The organism is Rickettsiales bacterium, assembly GCA_033762595.1.
Taxonomy (GTDB): domain Bacteria; phylum Pseudomonadota; class Alphaproteobacteria; order Rickettsiales; family UBA8987; genus JANPLD01.
Window position 1 is genome coordinate 1 of record JANRLM010000099.1, and the last position, 15,167, is coordinate 15,167.

Consider the following 15,167-nt stretch of genomic DNA (forward strand, 5'->3'; position numbering starts at 1 on the left):
TTCCGCTCGGAAGGCTCAGTTTTAGCAGATTTCGGCGTGCAATATAAAGGCAAAGTTGAAGTTGAAAAATCTGGTTTGCTAACCCCATCTATAGGCATCGCACCTACTAGAAATATTGATAGAGACAAAAATTATCAGTGAGGTTATATAAATCTTTCCTTCACCTTATTCTCATTATAACATAAATTAAATGTATTATTCTTGTTGATTTCAATAGAAGAAAAACAATTATATTTTTGGCTAAAAACTTCTTTTACTTGATCTATATATTGATTTGTTTTTTTTCCATCTTGTTCTTGGCTCTGATTTAATAGAGGCTCAGGCACTATAATAACATCAAAAGAATGCAACCCCTGAGAATCTATGGTTGGCATTATAATTGGTTTTTGAGGTATTTTATCTTCGTATTTATCTATTTTATTATCCTCTTCTAATTTGTTAATCGCCATTCCTATTGCTGATCTCAATAAGCAGATTTGATATATTCTCTCCTGAGAAGGTCCATCATCAACTTCCTTACCTAACAAATTATCTTTTTCTTTTAATAATTTTATAATTTCACCTTTTTCTATATCTGGATTTTTCTCTAATTCTTTGATTATTTTATTAAGCTCTTGATTTATAGGTGATATCTCATCACTGGGAGCAGTATTCTGAAGTTGAGTTTGAATATTTATTTGATTAAGCATACCCCTAAGAAATTAACATAAAATTAATGAAGATGCAATTATAATTTCCCTTACTATTATAAATAATCTAATTTACCCAGCTGAAAAAATCTCTATTAAGAGGCTATGAAATTTAGTCTTACCTCACAATTTAAGCCGGCTGGGGATCAGCCAAAGGCGATAGATGCACTTACTAATGGCCTTAAACAAGGCCTCAGCGACCAAGTCTTGCTTGGTGTTACTGGCAGTGGTAAAACTTTTACGGCTGCAAATATTATCCAAAATATCGGCAAACCAGCCTTGATAATGGCTCACAATAAAACCCTCGCTGCCCAATTATATGCGGAGTTTAAGGAGTTCTTTCCGAATAATGCGGTGGAGTATTTTGTTTCATATTATGATTATTACCAGCCTGAAGCCTATATCGCTAAAACCGATACTTATATTGAGAAGGATTCCGCCATTAATGAGCAGATTGATAGAATGCGACACTCCGCAACTCGTGCTTTGCTTGAACGCAAAGATGTTGTAGTGGTCTCCTCAGTTTCTTGCATTTATGGTTTAGGCTCGCCAGAGCTTTATTTGCAGATGTCTTTCAAGATTAAAAAATCAGAACGCTATTCAATGCGAGAAATTGCGAATCGCCTTATTGAAATTCAGTATTCTAGAAATGATAATAATTTTATCCGTGGCACCTTCCGCATTAAAGGTGATGTTCTTGATATCTTCCCCTCTCACTATGAAGATGTAGCTTGGCGTGTGAGCTTTTGGGGTGATGATATTGAAGAAATTTATGAGTTTGACTCGCTAACTGGTAAGAGAATTCAAAACCTTGATGAAATAACTATTTTCGCAAATTCGCACCATGTAACACCACGCCCAACGCTTTTACAGGCGGTTGATTTAATCAAAATAGAGCTTCAAGAACGAATCAAATATTTTGAGAAGCATAATAAACTTGTTGAAGCACAACGCATTAAGCAGCGCACGGAATTTGATATTGAGATGATTCTTGAAACTGGCACTTGCAAAGGAATTGAGAATTATTCTCGCTATTTAAGTGGCAGAAAAGAAGGTGAGCCACCGCCAACTCTGTTTGAGTATTTGCCTCAAGATTCCCTTTTATTTATTGATGAAAGCCACGTTACCACCCCACAAATTGGTGGAATGTATAATGGCGATAGGGCAAGGAAAATTAATCTGGTGGAACATGGCTTCCGCCTTCCTTCTGCACTTGATAACCGCCCTCTAAAATTTGAGGAGTGGAATAGAATGCGTCCGCAAACCATCTATGTTTCGGCTACCCCTGCTAAATATGAACTTGAGCTAACTGGTGGTAAATTTGTTGAGCAAATTATCCGCCCTACAGGCCTTATTGATCCTGAAATTATTATCAAGCCTTGCACTAATCAAGTTGATGATATTATCTCTGAAAGTAAAGAAGTTATTGCCAAAGGATTTAGGGTTTTAATCACTACGCTAACCAAGAAAATGGCTGAGGATTTAAGCGAATATATGCAAGAAATCGGAATGAAAGTAACTTACTTACATTCTGATATTGATACAATTGAAAGGGTTGAAATTATTAGAAATCTTCGCTTAGGTGAGGTTGATGTTCTGGTTGGAATAAATTTACTCCGTGAGGGTTTAGATATTCCAGAATGTGGTTTAGTGGGAATTTTAGATGGTGATAAAGCTGGCTTTTTACGCTCTGAAACCTCACTAATTCAAACTATTGGCCGTGCTGCAAGAAATTCCGAAAGTAAAGTTTTACTTTATGCAGATGTGATGACTGATGCTATAAAAAAAGCTGTTAGTGAAACCGAAAGACGCAGAAAAATTCAGCAAGAACATAATATTAAAAATAATATAACTCCGAAAACAATTTTGAAAAATATCTCAAATGCAATTCAAGATGAAAAGAAAATAAAAGAAAAAGAGGATAAAGAAAAATCCAAAAAAGCGAGCAAAATTATTTCACTTGATGAGCTTCGCAAAAAGATGAAAGAAGCCGCCGCCAACCTTGACTTTGAAAAGGCCGCCGAATTCCGCGACATCATCAAAGAACGAGAAAAATTAGAGGTTTTTAGTTAAGCAATTGCTCTTTTTTCTTGATTAATAATTGATTTGATTTCTTCAGTTACTTCATCAATAGATTTTGTGCCGTTAATAGCAAAATGCAAACCTTTAGATTTATAATAAGGTAGAACTGGCGCGGTTTGCTCCCAATAAGTTTTTAACCTCTTGGTAAAAACCTCAGGGTTATCATCTGCTCTTGGTTGTTCACCTTTTGCGATTGCTTCTTTTTTGCGGTTCTCACTTCTTTTTAGAAGTTCAGAATCTGGCACTTGAATTTCAATTACATAATCAATTTTTTTGCCAGAATTATTAAGCATAACATCGAGTGCTTCAGCTTGCGTAACAGTTCTCGGGAAACCATCTAACATAAAGCCATTTTTGCAATCAGGCAGAGAAATTCTATTTTCAATCATAGCGATAATGATTCTATCAGAAACTAAACCGCCTTCTTTCATAATTTTCTCAGCGAGAACTCCTAAATCACTTTTTGATGCAACTTCCGCACGAAGCATATCGCCAGTTGATAGCTGAGGGATATTATATATATTAGTTAAAATACCTGCTTGCGTGCCTTTGCCTGCACCTGGTGGGCCAAATAAAATAAGATTTTTTGACATAATTATATTTTATGTTTATGGTTGTTATTTTCTTCTTCTGCCACCTTTTAGGTTTGTTTTCTTGAGCAAACCTTCATATTGATGAGCAATTAAATGAGAGTGAATTTGAGCAATTGTATCCATTGTAACATTCACCACAATTAAAAGCGAAGTTCCGCCAAGATAGAATGGAACAGCAAATTCAGCAACTAATAATTCAGGAATTACGCAAATTAAGCTAAGATAAGCTGCACCAATAACTGTAATTCTATTTAGGATAAATTGCAGATAATCGCCCGTGTTTTTACCCGGCCTAATACCTGGGATAAAACCACCATTTTTCTTGAGATTATCAGCTGTTTCAACGGGATTGAAAACATTATTCATATAGAAAAAGCAGAAGAAAACAATCATCAAAATATATAGCAAAATATATAAAGGTTTGCCGTGTCCAAGATATAATAAAATAGTTTGGATAATCTCATTTTGATCAGCTCCAGCACCGCCAACACCAAAGCCAGATAGTGTTGCAGGAAAAAGCAATAATGAGCTTGCAAAAATTGGAGGCAATACACCAGCAGTATTAATTTTCAGCGGTAAATAAGTGCTTTCACCCTGATATTGCTTGTTGCCAACCATTCGCTTTGGATATTGCACAATCAGCCTTCTTTGAGCCCTTTCCATAAAAACTATAAAGGCTATCATCGCAACAATTAGTGCAACAATTAATATAATGAAGCCAGTTGAAATAGCACCAGTTCGCCCTAGCTCAAAGGTTTTTGAAATAGCACTTGGAAGGTTTGCAACAATACCTGCGAAGATGATTAATGATACGCCATTGCCAATGCCTCTTGAAGTGATTTGCTCCCCAAGCCACATCAAGAAAAGCGTTCCACCGATTAGAGTTGTGATAGTTGTAATGGTAAAAAACAAGCCGGGATTGATAATCGCCGTTTGCCCATCAATATTGATTGATTGCAAATAAGTTGCGATGCCGTAACCCTGAATTGCAGTCATAAAAACCGTTCCAATTCTAGTATATTGCTGAATTTTTCTTCTGCCAGCCTCGCCACCTTCTTTTCTGAGCTGGTTTAATGCAGGGTAGATAACAGTTACAAGCTGCACCACTATTGAAACCGTAATGTAAGGCATAACATTTAGTGCGAATATCGTCATACGGCTTAACGCACCACCAGAAAACATATCAAATATACCAAGAATCCCCTGCGAATGCATAGAGAACATTTTATCTAGAACCCTTGAATCTACGCCCGGAAGTGGAATATAAGTTCCCAAACGATAAATAATTAACGCACCGATAACAAATAAAAGCCTTTTCTTAAGCTCCTCTGCCTTACCAATCACAGAGAGATTAATGTTAGAGGCCATCTTTTCAAAACTTGAAGCCATTTTTATATTCAATTAATTTTAATTTAAGAACTCTATTAAACTATGAATTCAAAACAATAAATAAAAATTTTAATTTGATAGTTGTTTTGTAAGATTTAAGGCGTTTTTAATTGTTCCTTCAATGGTGGAAGGTAAATTATTTTCAACAAAATCTCCGCATATAAAAAGGTTTGAGTATTCAGTTGTAAAGCCATTTGGGCGATGTTCTAGGCTTTCTTTTTCGCAGTCAATAGTAGCCCTTTTTTCATTCAAAATGAGATAATTTTCTATTTCAATTTCTTCTAAAATTGATTTCTTAACAAGGCTTTTGAGGGTTTCTAAAAAATTTTTATCATCATAAAATTTTTGCGATAAATCATTTGGAACGCTTTTTGTAATTGAAATAATATTATCATTGCAAAAAATCCAATCTGCAAAATCACTATAGATTGCAATGATTTTTGAGGGTAAAATATTCTTGGTTTTTATGTGAATATTTATTATCGGATTATAATTTATTGCACAATTAATATTAGCAATTTTCTTGAGGTTATAGGCTGGAATGGTTGAAATTAGAGTATCATTTTCGCATTTAATAATTTCCCCATCTGCGAATAAAATTTCTGACGCTTTGCCATTATCAAAATTAATTTTATTAACTGATTTTGAGAAGAAAATAGAGCCATTTTTATTTTTTATATCTTCCAAAATCGGCTTTATAAAAGCATCTTGCCAGTTTGTTTTGGGTTGAATAAAATCCAAACCTCGCAATCCGGATTTCAAAATTTCTATAATTACATTTCGTAAGATTTTAATGTCAAAATTTTCAAACCTAGTATTAGTAATACTTTCAGCGATTAATTTATAAAATTTATTATTAGATTTTCTACCGAGCAAAACTGCAAAAATAAATTTTATTAATTCAAAATAAACTGAAAATTTGCCAATTTTCTTTTTGCTTTCAAAATTATAAATTTCAAATAAATCAGAGGTTTTATAGAAATTTTTCTCAATATTAAAAACTTTTAATATTTCTAAAAAATTTTTATTAGCCCCTAAAACTAAATGATTTCCGTTGTTTATATGACAATCAAGAAAATTATTATTAAAACTTCTACATCTTCCGCCAGCAAATGGGCTTGCTTCATAAATATTAACTTTTATACCTTTCATCAGAAATTTGTGGGCGATTATTAGCCCTGAAATTCCTGCTCCAATTATATGATAGGTTTTTTGCGATGCCATTAACTAAAGTAAAATTTTTTGATTACGACAATTATATCTGTGCCTTGCTTGCACCTAAAAGCTTGTGGAATGATATAGCGACAATTTTAGAGTTCAATATTGAAATTGCATCAATCAAAAATAAAGTGACGGAAGCCTCACTTGGACTTGTTCGCATTGCTTGGTGGATAGAATCTATTGAAGAGTTTTATTCTAGTGGCAAAATGAAAAGGCATGAAAACCTTACAAAACTAGCTGAAATAATAAAAAAATATTCTATTCCTAAAGAATTATTTATTAACCTGCTAAATGCCAGAATTAAGGACTTTGAAGATGTGCCATTCACAAATCTTAATGATTTAATATTCTATGCTAAAAATACCGCCGCAAATTTAAGTGAGGCAATATTTTTAATTAATAGCTCACAGGTAAATTGTAATATTGAAACATATCATAAAATTAAAGATGCGGTTGAAAATTTTTCAATAGCCTGGGCAATAACTGCAATGATTAGAGCGTATAAAGTGAATGCAAAAAACGGCAGAATTATTATCCCTGAGGAAGTTACCCTTAATCAATTACTTGAAAAAGCAGAGTTTTTTATAGCAAAGGGCAGGGGGTTTATTGAGAATCTTGATAAAAAAATTCTAAGAAAATATTCAAATTTGCTAATAAAAGCAAGGCTTGCAGAGTTTTATATTAAGCAAATGAAATACAAAGATTATAATTTTAGAGATAAAGAAAAATATAGATATATTAAAGGTCAGGCTATAAAGCCTTATCAAATTAAATCTGTTGAAGGCTTCGGTGCAGCAAAACTTACTTTGTATAATTTACTCGGCTGGTTTTAGTAAATATAATGCCTAGCGTAATCTGCTATTGAATAATAATTGATGGCTGAATGAAATATTTTTTTGAATTTTGTTGGTGTTAAATCTTCTAATGTTAAATAATTTTCAACACCATTAAAAACTTCCTTCATTGCGTTATGTCTAAGAAGTTTTTCACTAACTAAAATTACAGGTAAATTATTAGCGACTTTTTTAAGAATATTTATGGTTGTCAAATCTTCATATTCTTTACCAGACATAAAATAGAAAATTGCATCAGCATTTGATTCGCATATGTCAGAAAAACTATCTGAGTTATTATCATTAGAAATAAAAATAATTTCACAATGCTTGATTGAATTTCTGATAAGATCAGCTATTTTTTCAAAATGCTTGAAGTTATTTCCTATGAGTAAAATTTTTGTTCTTTTGCAACCAAACATTGAATCCCCCAATTCTTTGTTTTTTTGATAATAGCATTTTTTAAGGCTTTACGCAAGAGGTAAATTCACTTAACCTATTGATTTATAATGAGAATATGATTCCCAAAATAGAACAGATTCGTGCTGATTTGATACAAAATTACGCCCCTCTAAACCTAGAGTTGATAGATAATTCTCATTCTCATAGAAATCACCAAGCCATGCAGGGTGCGAATTATGAAATATCGCATCTGAAGATTAGAATTTCTAAAGATAATATTGAGGGCAAAAATAGAATAGACAAACATAAAAATATCAATAATTTCTTGAGGAAATATTTTGCTGAAATCCACTCAATAGAAATAGAATTAATATAAATTTATGACAGAAATTAACAATAAAGATGTTCTGAAAATCGCTAAATTAGCTAGAATTGAACTCACTGAAGGTGAGGTTGAAAAATACTCAAAAGATTTGAGTAATATTTTTCATATGATTGATGAACTAAATGAAGTGAATACTGATGGTGTGCCTGAAATGGCTGGCGTTGGCGGTTATACACTTCGCCTAAGAGATAATGATATAATCGCAGATGGCAATATTCGTGAGGCGGTGATTGCAAACGCACCAAAATCTCAATTCGGTTGCTTCGTTGTTCCTAAAGTGGTCGATAATGGGTAGGTACTTATGAATTTAGAGGAAGTTAAAAATTATAGGGATTCATTAATCAATATAGCTCTCAGCAATAATGCGGATAGAATTCGAGTCTTTGGTTCTGTAGCTAGGAATGAGGCAAATGCTGGCAGTGATTTAGATTTGTTGGTAAAATTTAATAAAAAAGCATCATACTTTGATATGGTAAGGCTTAATAGATCGTTGGAAGAACTACTGAAGTGCAAGGTAGATGTTGTTTCTGAAGATGCAATAAAAGATTCTTATGCAAATTATATTCTACTTGATGCGAGGGATATTTAATGGTTTCTATAAAAAATAAAGATAAAATTAGGCTTGATGATATTCTAAATGCTATAAAAGAACTAGAAGAAGCTTGTGAAGATACCGCTAAAGAAAGAACAAAGGAGATGGCTTTTGCCTTCGCCATAGCCGTTATTGGAGAAGCTGTTAAAAATATTTCTAATGAATTAAAAGAAAAATATTCTGAAGTTCCTTGGCGAGATATTGCTGATACAAGAAATAAACTTATTCACGAATATGCTAAAATTGATAAAAACTTATTAAATAATATCGTTGAAGTGGAAATTCCTAAATTAAAAATCCAAATTCAAGAAATAATTAAAAACTATGACAATTAAAAATTTAACAGCAGAGCAAGTAAAAGAAGGCTTAAAAACCAAGAAATTCAGTGCGGTAGAGGTTGCAAAAAGCTATGTTGAACATGCTTCACACAAAAATGCAAATTCAAATGCTTATATAACAATAACGCCAGAATCAGCTTTGCATCAAGCGCGTTTGGTTGATGAACGCCTCGCCAAAGGTGAGGAATTACGCCTGCTAGAAGGCGTGCCTGTTGCGGTAAAAGATCTATTCTGCACTAAGGGTGTTTTAACAACGGCTGCCTCAAAAATGCTAGAAAATTTTGTGCCACAATATGAATCAAAAGTATCTCAAAATTTATTTTCGCAAGGTGCGGTGATGATTGGTAAAACTAACCTAGACCAATTCGCAATGGGTTCTGCGAATATCACGAGCTATTTTGGCAATGTAATTAACCCTTGGAAGAATAAAAATAAGCCGGAATCTCAGCTTGTTCCGGGTGGCTCATCAGGTGGTTCTGCAGCTTCAGTTGCAGAAGATACTTCAGTTATTTCACTCGGCACGGATACTGGCGGTTCGATTCGTCAACCGGCTGCTTTCTGCGGTTTAGTGGGCTTAAAACCTACTTACGGCAGATGCTCAAGATGGGGAACAATCGCCTTCGCAAGCTCACTGGATCAAGCAGGGCCAATTTGTAAAACAGTTAAAGATACAGCCCTTGTTCAGCAGGCAATCTCTGGGTTTGATGCGAATGATTCAACTTCCGTTAAAAAGGAAGTTCCTAATTGGTATGAAAATATTTCAGCTAATTTGAAGGGTAAAAAAATTGGTATTCCGAAAGAATATAATGTTGATGGAATGCCTTCGGAAATCACGAAAATTTGGCAAAAAGGTGCGGATATTTTGAAATCACAAGGTGCGGAAATTGTAGAGGTTTCTCTGCCTCACACGAAATACGCATTGCCAGTTTATTATACGATTGCCCCTGCAGAAGCAAGCTCCAACCTAGCTCGCTATGATGGCGTTAGATATGGGCATCGCACAAATGCAAAATTTTCAACCCTAGATGAAATGTATGAAAAAACTCGCTCAGAAGGATTCGGTGCTGAAGTTAAGAGAAGAATAATGATCGGCACTTATGTTCTTTCATCAGGTTTTTATGATGCATATTATACTAAAGCCCAAAAGGTTAGAACTCTTATCGCAAGAGATTTTGACGAGGCTTTCAGTAAAGTTGATGCTTTACTTACACCAACTGCTCCTTCAAGTGCCTTTGTGATTGGTGAAAATATGAATGATCCTGTAAAAATGTTTTTGAATGATGTCTTCACAATTCCAGCTTCACTCGCGGGTGTGCCTGCAATTTCAGTGCCAGCAGGGCTTGATGAAAACGGCTTGCCGCTAGGGCTTCAAATTATTTCTAAGGCTTGGGACGAACAATCCTGCTTTGATATCGCGTTTGCAATAGAACAAAATAGCGGTTTTAAGGGGTTGAGTTTGTAGTTGATTTTTGTTGATGTCACCCCGCATTTATTGCGAGGTTAATCATAAAACACTCTCAAAACTTAGGATTAGAAACACTTTAAACCGTTAGCCCCGCAATAAATGAGGTGTGACAATAGGCGGTTAAGAGGTTAAAATCTATATTTATTAAACGCCTTAACAAGCTAATTCAAGCTAAAGCATAATGCTTAGCTTTTACTAGCTTGCTAGGACAGATATAAATAAAAAATGCAAATAATTTTTCTAAATAATCAATTCTTACCCCTTAAAGAAGCGAGGGTTTCTCCTCTTGACAGAGGCTATTTATTCGCAGATGGCGTTTATGAAGTATCAGCAGTTATTAATGGTAAGTTAGTAGATAATAAGGGGCATCTTGAAAGGCTAAAAAAATCCCTCGTAAGCCTTGATATTCCATTGCCAAAGCCAATTGAAGAGATTGAAAAAATCCAACTAGAATTAATCCAAAAAAATAATATCCAAGAAGGTTTAATATATCTTCAAATTACTAGAGGTGAAGCACCAGAGCGTGATTTTAATTATCCAGATAGCCCAGCACTAAAGCCAGTTTTGTTGATGTTCACACAAGAAAAATCTATAATAAACAATCCAAAATTGCGGGCGGGAGTTAAAGTGATAACAACCCCAGATTTAAGGTGGGAAAGGCGAGATATAAAATCAATCGCGTTGCTCGCGCAAGTTATGGCAAAAAATATCGCCAGAAAACAAGGGGCGTTTGAAGCAGTAATGTATGATAAAGAAGGATTTGTTACTGAGGGTTCTTCTTCAAATATTTTTATCATAAAAAATAAAAAAATCATAACAAAAAACCTCTCAAATCAAATTCTGCACGGCATTACAAGAAAGGCAATCCTTGAAATTGCAACCCAAGAAAAAATTGAAATTGAAGAAAGGGCTTTTTCTATTGAGGAATTATATCAAGCCGATGAAGCCTTTATGACAAGTGCAACCGCCTTTGTAACCGGAATTATTGAAGTTGATGGCAAACCTCTAGGCAACTCCCAAACTGGCGAAATTACTCAAAAATTATTTCAGAAATATATTTCAATAATCTAAATTTCCGCAATTAATGTTGCTTTTTTGTAAAGATTGAATATTTTTACTTTCCGTAATTTTAGAAAATATATTAAAATCAAATATTTATGTTTAATCAACTTCTAGGCTTTTTCTCTAATGATATAGCAATTGACTTGGGAACGGCAAATACACTTGTATATGTTAAGGGCAAAGGAATTATGTTGAATGAGCCTTCAGTGGTAGCTTTGCTTAATAAAGATGGTAAAAAACTTCCATATGCTTTTGGCTTACAAGCTAAAATGATGTTGGGCAGAACGCCTGCTAATATTGAGGCAATCCGCCCACTTAGAGATGGTGTAATCGCTGATTTCAAAGGTGCTGAAGAAATGATAAAGCATTTTATTCGCACCGTTCATAAAGGTAGAAATATTGCTGGGCCTTTAATTGTAATTTGCGTTCCTTCAAGCTCAACTGCGGTTGAAAGAAGGGCGATTCAAGATGCGGCAATGTCTGCAGGTGCAAGAGATGTATACTTAATTGAAGAGCCAATGGCGTCAGCAATTGGTGCTGGCCTTCCGGTTAATGAGCCTAAAGGCTCAATGGTGGTTGATATTGGTGGTGGCACAACTGAGGTTGCGGTTATTTCCCTTGGTGGCATAGTTTATGCAGAATCCACAAGGGTTGGTGGTGATGTTATGGATAGTGCAATTGTGAACTACATAAGAAAACATCATAATTTATTAATTGGTGAGTCAACTGCAGAAGAAATTAAAAAGAAAATCGGTTCTGCAATTGTTTCTCAACACGGCGATGGTGAAAAAGCAGTTATTAAAGGTAGAGATTTAGCAAATGGCGTTCCAAAAGAAATTGAGTTAACTCAAAGACAAATTGCTGAGGCATTAACTGAGCCAGTAAATGCTATAGTTGATGCTGTTCATAAAGCCTTAGAAAAAACCCCACCTGAGCTTTCTTCTGATATTGTTGATAGAGGAATTATTGTTACAGGTGGTGGTGCATTACTTAAAGATATTGATGTAATTCTGAGGGAATCAACTGATTTACCAGTATTTATTGCAGAAAACCCTTTGCACTGCGTTGCAATTGGAACAGGCACTGCGCTTGAAGATAGAAAGAACTTCAAAGCGGTTTTATTCAAGCAAGAGTGATATTAGTCTTTGGTTTTAAGTCTTTAGCTTTACAGATTCCAATTAAATAAAACTAACCGAATCTTCCAGTGATGTAATCTTGAGTTTGTTTGATTTTTGGATTAGTGAAAATTTGACCTGTCTCTCCAAATTCAATGATTTTTCCTAAGTGGAAAAATGCTGTGTAATCAGAAACTCTAGCAGCTTGTTGCATTGAGTGTGTAACAATAACTATCGTAAAATTCTTTTTAAGGTCATCAATTAAATCTTCAATAACCGCAGTTGCGATTGGGTCTAAGGCACTGCAAGGCTCATCCATTAAAATAACTTCTGGGTTCACTGCTATCGCACGAGCAATACAAAGCCTTTGTTGTTGACCACCAGAAAGGGAAGTTCCGGGTTCGTGAAGCCTGTCTTTAACTTCCTTCCAAAGTCCAGCTTTTGTTAGAGAGGTTTCAACGATGTTATCAAACTGCTTTTTGTTTTTTGCAAGCCCATGAATTTTTGGGCCATAAGTAACATTATCATAAATTGATTTAGGGAAAGGATTTGGCTTTTGAAAAACCATTCCAACCTTTTCTCTAAGCAGAACTACATCAACTTTTGGATCATAAATATCATAACCATCAAGTTTTATTTCACCTTTAACAGAGCAGTTTTCAATGGTGTCATTCATGCGATTTAGGCAACGCATAAAGGTTGATTTTCCGCAACCAGAAGGGCCGATTAGGGCAGTAACTTTATTTTCTGCAATGTCTAAATTTACAGAGTGAATTGCTTGCTTTGAGCCATAGAATACATCAACATTCTTTGCGACAATTCTAGGTTTTTCAATATTTACATTTACAGACATAATTTTTATAAAGTTTTTATTAGGCACTGTTAACAAAGGTTTATAAAATTTGTTATGAGTCAAAAATTGCTATATACAAGGAAGAAAGTGCGTCGTATACTTTTTGATATACGCAAACTTTCTAACGCGGTAGATAGCAATTTTTGCCATAACCTGAAAGGCTACTATTAATTTTGGCATATAACTTCAAAAAATTCTTCGGAAATATGAATAACTATTCCCTTGAATTTCTTTTGTTCTCTGCCAAAATTAATAAAGTAGCAAATTCATAAACCTTTGCTAACAGTGCCTACCACTTCACTTCATATTTCTTGCGTAAGAATATGGCTAGTGCATTAGATAAAATCAAGAAAATTAGTAAGATTATAATTGCACCTGAGGTTTTTTCAACGAACCCTGCCTCAGGTAAGTCAGACCAGATAAAAACCTGCACTGGCAGTGCAGTTGCTGGGTCTAAAAAATTTTGTGGAATATCACGCACAAAAGCAACCATACCAATCATCAGTAAAGGTGCGGTTTCACCTAAAGCCCTAGCCATTGAAAGAATTGAGCCTGTCATAATGCCCGGCATTGCAAGCGGTAAAACATGATGAAAAACTACCTGCATTTTTGATGCACCCAACCCACGAGCTGCATCTCTAACCGAAGGCGGTACTGACGCGAGGGCGTTTCTAGTGGTAACAATAATTACTGGAAGCACAAGGAGTGCAAGCGTAAAGCCCCCAACAAGAGAGGCAGAGCGAGGTAAGCCAAAGAAGTTTAGGAATATCGCAAGCCCAAGCAAACCATAAACAATAGAAGGAATTGCCGCTAGATTATTAACCGAAACCTCAATAATGCTTGTGAATTTATTTTTTGGAGCGAATTCTTCTAGATAAGTTGCAGAGGCTACACCAAGAGGGAGTGCAATTAGCATACAAACAATTATTACAAAAATTGAACCAACCATACTGCCCATAATACCTGCCATTTCTGGTTCTCTGGAATCACCTAAGCGTAGGAAATCAGTGTTAAAAAACTTCCCAATTCTACCCTCTTCACGAAGTTTTTTGACATAAGATTTTTCAATCTCAGAAATTTTGCCTCCTTCTTCACCGGAAATAACTCCTTTAACGAACATATCAATATTTGAGCTTGCTGGAACCCAAACCTCAAATGGTTTAATTTTGAAATTACCTTTTAATCTCTTGAAATCACGAGTGATTTGCTTTTGTGCTTGAATAAAAGAATTTCTAGAAACAAGTGAATAGAGCTGAATTACTTGCAATCTTGATTTTGCATCAGGGAATTGCTTTTTTAGAGAATCAAAAACTATTTGCCTATAATTTATAGCGTTAAGAATTTTATTATCTTTTCTCGCTTCTTTAATATCAACATATTCTGAAATATTAACACTAACCCTAATTTTAGTTTGAATGAAGGAAGTATAACCCTTGGAAAATATAGTTAAAACAAGGTAAGCTAAAAAGATAACGGAAATTGCAATAGATGCAAAACCGAGAAACTTAAATAATTTTTCAGAGTTATTTCTTTTACGAAGCCTTCTGTGAAAAAAGCTCGTTTTTGAAATGACAAAAGGATTTGAATTTTTATTATCAGTCATATTTCTCACGATATTTTCTAACAATAATAAGTGCAACAATATTTAGAACTAAGGTAATTAAAAACAAAGTTAAGCTCAAAGAAAAGGCTGCTAATGTTTTTGGGCTATCAAATTCCTGATCGCCAACTAATAGTTTAACAATTTGTGCAGTAACGGTGGTAACCGAATCAAGCGGATTAAATGTAAGTTTTGCAATTAACCCCGCTGCCATTGTTACAATCATAGTTTCACCAATCGCACGAGAAACTGCCAATAAAAAAGCACCCATAATCCCCGGTAATGCAGCAGGTATTATAACTTTTTTGATGGTTTCAGATTTTGTAGCACCAAGCCCAAGTGAAGCATCTCGCAATGATTTTGGCACTGCGTTCATAACATCATCAGTCAATGACATCATATAAGGGATAATCATAATACCCATTACAAAACCTGCGGCTAATGCACTTTCCGAGGCGACTTCAAACCCAAGCGAGCTAAAAACTTGCCTAAATAAAGGCCCCATCGTAATTGCGGCAAAATAACCATAAACAACGGTTGGAATGCCA

General features: G+C 34.7%; 17 protein-coding genes. 9 read left to right on the forward strand and 8 right to left on the reverse strand.

The genetic code is table 11. The annotated features are described in order from the left end of the window. Positions 1 to 143: 143 nt before the first annotated feature. Complete coding sequence (locus SFT90_07055; protein MDX1950237.1) at positions 144 to 689, reverse strand: hypothetical protein; 546 nt, start codon at positions 687 to 689, stop codon at positions 144 to 146. A 105-nt stretch (positions 690 to 794) separates the two neighbouring features. Between SFT90_07055 and uvrB the strand changes: the two genes are divergently transcribed. Further along, positions 795 to 2,762, forward strand: coding sequence for an excinuclease ABC subunit UvrB (uvrB, locus tag SFT90_07060; protein MDX1950238.1), 1,968 nt, complete (start codon positions 795 to 797; stop codon positions 2,760 to 2,762). Here uvrB and SFT90_07065 read toward each other — a convergent pair. The 3 genes from SFT90_07065 to SFT90_07075 form a co-directional block, all read right to left on the reverse strand. Next, a complete protein-coding gene (locus SFT90_07065; protein MDX1950239.1) occupies positions 2,759 to 3,364 on the reverse strand; it encodes an adenylate kinase in 606 nt (201 codons plus the stop codon). The genes uvrB and SFT90_07065 overlap by 4 nt on opposite strands. A 24-nt stretch (positions 3,365 to 3,388) precedes the next feature. Next, positions 3,389 to 4,732, reverse strand: a complete 1,344-nt coding sequence (gene secY, locus SFT90_07070; GenBank protein MDX1950240.1) for a preprotein translocase subunit SecY — start codon at positions 4,730 to 4,732, stop codon at positions 3,389 to 3,391. Between the two features lie 90 nt (positions 4,733 to 4,822). Continuing rightward, positions 4,823 to 5,977, reverse strand: a complete 1,155-nt coding sequence (locus SFT90_07075) for an FAD-dependent oxidoreductase (protein MDX1950241.1) — start codon at positions 5,975 to 5,977, stop codon at positions 4,823 to 4,825. Between SFT90_07075 and SFT90_07080 the strand changes: the two genes are divergently transcribed. Continuing rightward, positions 5,971 to 6,807 carry a squalene/phytoene synthase family protein gene (locus SFT90_07080; GenBank protein ID MDX1950242.1) on the forward strand — a complete coding sequence of 279 codons (837 nt, stop codon included), beginning with the start codon at positions 5,971 to 5,973 and terminating at the stop codon, positions 6,805 to 6,807. The genes SFT90_07075 and SFT90_07080 overlap by 7 nt on opposite strands. On the opposite strand, the gene SFT90_07085 is transcribed toward SFT90_07080, so the two are convergent. Next, positions 6,804 to 7,229: a hypothetical protein gene (locus SFT90_07085; GenBank protein MDX1950243.1), complete on the reverse strand. Its 426-nt coding sequence runs from the start codon at positions 7,227 to 7,229 to the stop codon at positions 6,804 to 6,806. The genes SFT90_07080 and SFT90_07085 overlap by 4 nt on opposite strands. A gap of 95 nt (positions 7,230 to 7,324) precedes the next feature. Between SFT90_07085 and SFT90_07090 the strand changes: the two genes are divergently transcribed. The 7 genes from SFT90_07090 (at position 7,325) to SFT90_07120 (ending at position 12,187) form a co-directional block, all read left to right on the forward strand. After that, the gene (locus SFT90_07090) at positions 7,325 to 7,585 is read left to right on the forward strand and encodes a BolA/IbaG family iron-sulfur metabolism protein (protein ID MDX1950244.1); all 261 of its coding nucleotides are present in this window, start codon (positions 7,325 to 7,327) and stop codon (positions 7,583 to 7,585) included. Positions 7,586 to 7,589: 4 nt separating this feature from the next. Continuing rightward, positions 7,590 to 7,889: an Asp-tRNA(Asn)/Glu-tRNA(Gln) amidotransferase subunit GatC gene (gene gatC / locus SFT90_07095; protein ID MDX1950245.1), complete on the forward strand. Its 300-nt coding sequence runs from the start codon at positions 7,590 to 7,592 to the stop codon at positions 7,887 to 7,889. A 6-nt stretch (positions 7,890 to 7,895) separates the two neighbouring features. Continuing rightward, positions 7,896 to 8,183, forward strand: a complete 288-nt coding sequence (locus SFT90_07100; GenBank protein MDX1950246.1) for a nucleotidyltransferase domain-containing protein — start codon at positions 7,896 to 7,898, stop codon at positions 8,181 to 8,183. Further along, positions 8,183 to 8,521, forward strand: a complete 339-nt coding sequence (locus SFT90_07105; GenBank protein MDX1950247.1) for a HepT-like ribonuclease domain-containing protein — start codon at positions 8,183 to 8,185, stop codon at positions 8,519 to 8,521. Before SFT90_07100 ends, SFT90_07105 begins: the two co-directional genes overlap by 1 nt. Next, complete coding sequence (gene gatA / locus SFT90_07110; GenBank protein ID MDX1950248.1) at positions 8,511 to 9,986, forward strand: Asp-tRNA(Asn)/Glu-tRNA(Gln) amidotransferase subunit GatA; 1,476 nt, start codon at positions 8,511 to 8,513, stop codon at positions 9,984 to 9,986. Before SFT90_07105 ends, gatA begins: the two co-directional genes overlap by 11 nt. A 228-nt stretch (positions 9,987 to 10,214) precedes the next feature. After that, complete coding sequence (locus SFT90_07115; GenBank protein MDX1950249.1) at positions 10,215 to 11,060, forward strand: D-amino-acid transaminase; 846 nt, start codon at positions 10,215 to 10,217, stop codon at positions 11,058 to 11,060. A gap of 86 nt (positions 11,061 to 11,146) precedes the next feature. After that, positions 11,147 to 12,187 (forward strand): rod shape-determining protein, encoded by a 1,041-nt coding sequence (locus SFT90_07120; protein ID MDX1950250.1) that lies wholly within the window; start codon positions 11,147 to 11,149, stop codon positions 12,185 to 12,187. Positions 12,188 to 12,239: 52 nt separating this feature from the next. Here the strand turns inward: SFT90_07120 and pstB are convergent, their stop codons facing one another. The 3 genes from pstB to SFT90_07135 all read right to left on the reverse strand — a co-directional run. After that, positions 12,240 to 13,019, reverse strand: a complete 780-nt coding sequence (gene pstB / locus SFT90_07125) for a phosphate ABC transporter ATP-binding protein PstB (protein ID MDX1950251.1) — start codon at positions 13,017 to 13,019, stop codon at positions 12,240 to 12,242. A gap of 289 nt (positions 13,020 to 13,308) precedes the next feature. After that, positions 13,309 to 14,622 carry a phosphate ABC transporter permease PstA gene (gene pstA / locus SFT90_07130; protein ID MDX1950252.1) on the reverse strand — a complete coding sequence of 438 codons (1,314 nt, stop codon included), beginning with the start codon at positions 14,620 to 14,622 and terminating at the stop codon, positions 13,309 to 13,311. Further along, positions 14,615 to 15,167: ABC transporter permease subunit (locus SFT90_07135; protein MDX1950253.1), on the reverse strand; the 553-nt coding region annotated here is incomplete at its 5' end. The genes SFT90_07135 and pstA, both read right to left, overlap by 8 nt.

Bases quoted from the DNA above. Each gene is read 5' to 3' on its own strand.
- SFT90_07055 (MDX1950237.1), bottom strand. From the start codon at position 689: ATGCTTAATCAAATAAATATTCAAACTCAACTTCAGAATACTGCTCCC.
- uvrB (MDX1950238.1), top strand. From the start codon at position 795: ATGAAATTTAGTCTTACCTCACAATTTAAGCCGGCTGGGGATCAGCCA.
- SFT90_07065 (MDX1950239.1), bottom strand. From the start codon at position 3,364: ATGTCAAAAAATCTTATTTTATTTGGCCCACCAGGTGCAGGCAAAGGC.
- secY (MDX1950240.1), bottom strand. From the start codon at position 4,732: ATGGCCTCTAACATTAATCTCTCTGTGATTGGTAAGGCAGAGGAGCTT.
- SFT90_07080 (MDX1950242.1), top strand. From the start codon at position 5,971: ATGCCATTAACTAAAGTAAAATTTTTTGATTACGACAATTATATCTGT.
- SFT90_07075 (MDX1950241.1), bottom strand. From the start codon at position 5,977: ATGGCATCGCAAAAAACCTATCATATAATTGGAGCAGGAATTTCAGGG.
- SFT90_07085 (MDX1950243.1), bottom strand. From the start codon at position 7,229: ATGTTTGGTTGCAAAAGAACAAAAATTTTACTCATAGGAAATAACTTC.
- SFT90_07090 (MDX1950244.1), top strand. From the start codon at position 7,325: ATGATTCCCAAAATAGAACAGATTCGTGCTGATTTGATACAAAATTAC.
- gatC (MDX1950245.1), top strand. From the start codon at position 7,590: ATGACAGAAATTAACAATAAAGATGTTCTGAAAATCGCTAAATTAGCT.
- SFT90_07100 (MDX1950246.1), top strand. From the start codon at position 7,896: ATGAATTTAGAGGAAGTTAAAAATTATAGGGATTCATTAATCAATATA.
- SFT90_07105 (MDX1950247.1), top strand. From the start codon at position 8,183: ATGGTTTCTATAAAAAATAAAGATAAAATTAGGCTTGATGATATTCTA.
- gatA (MDX1950248.1), top strand. From the start codon at position 8,511: ATGACAATTAAAAATTTAACAGCAGAGCAAGTAAAAGAAGGCTTAAAA.
- SFT90_07115 (MDX1950249.1), top strand. From the start codon at position 10,215: ATGCAAATAATTTTTCTAAATAATCAATTCTTACCCCTTAAAGAAGCG.
- SFT90_07120 (MDX1950250.1), top strand. From the start codon at position 11,147: ATGTTTAATCAACTTCTAGGCTTTTTCTCTAATGATATAGCAATTGAC.
- pstB (MDX1950251.1), bottom strand. From the start codon at position 13,019: ATGTCTGTAAATGTAAATATTGAAAAACCTAGAATTGTCGCAAAGAAT.
- pstA (MDX1950252.1), bottom strand. From the start codon at position 14,622: ATGACTGATAATAAAAATTCAAATCCTTTTGTCATTTCAAAAACGAGC.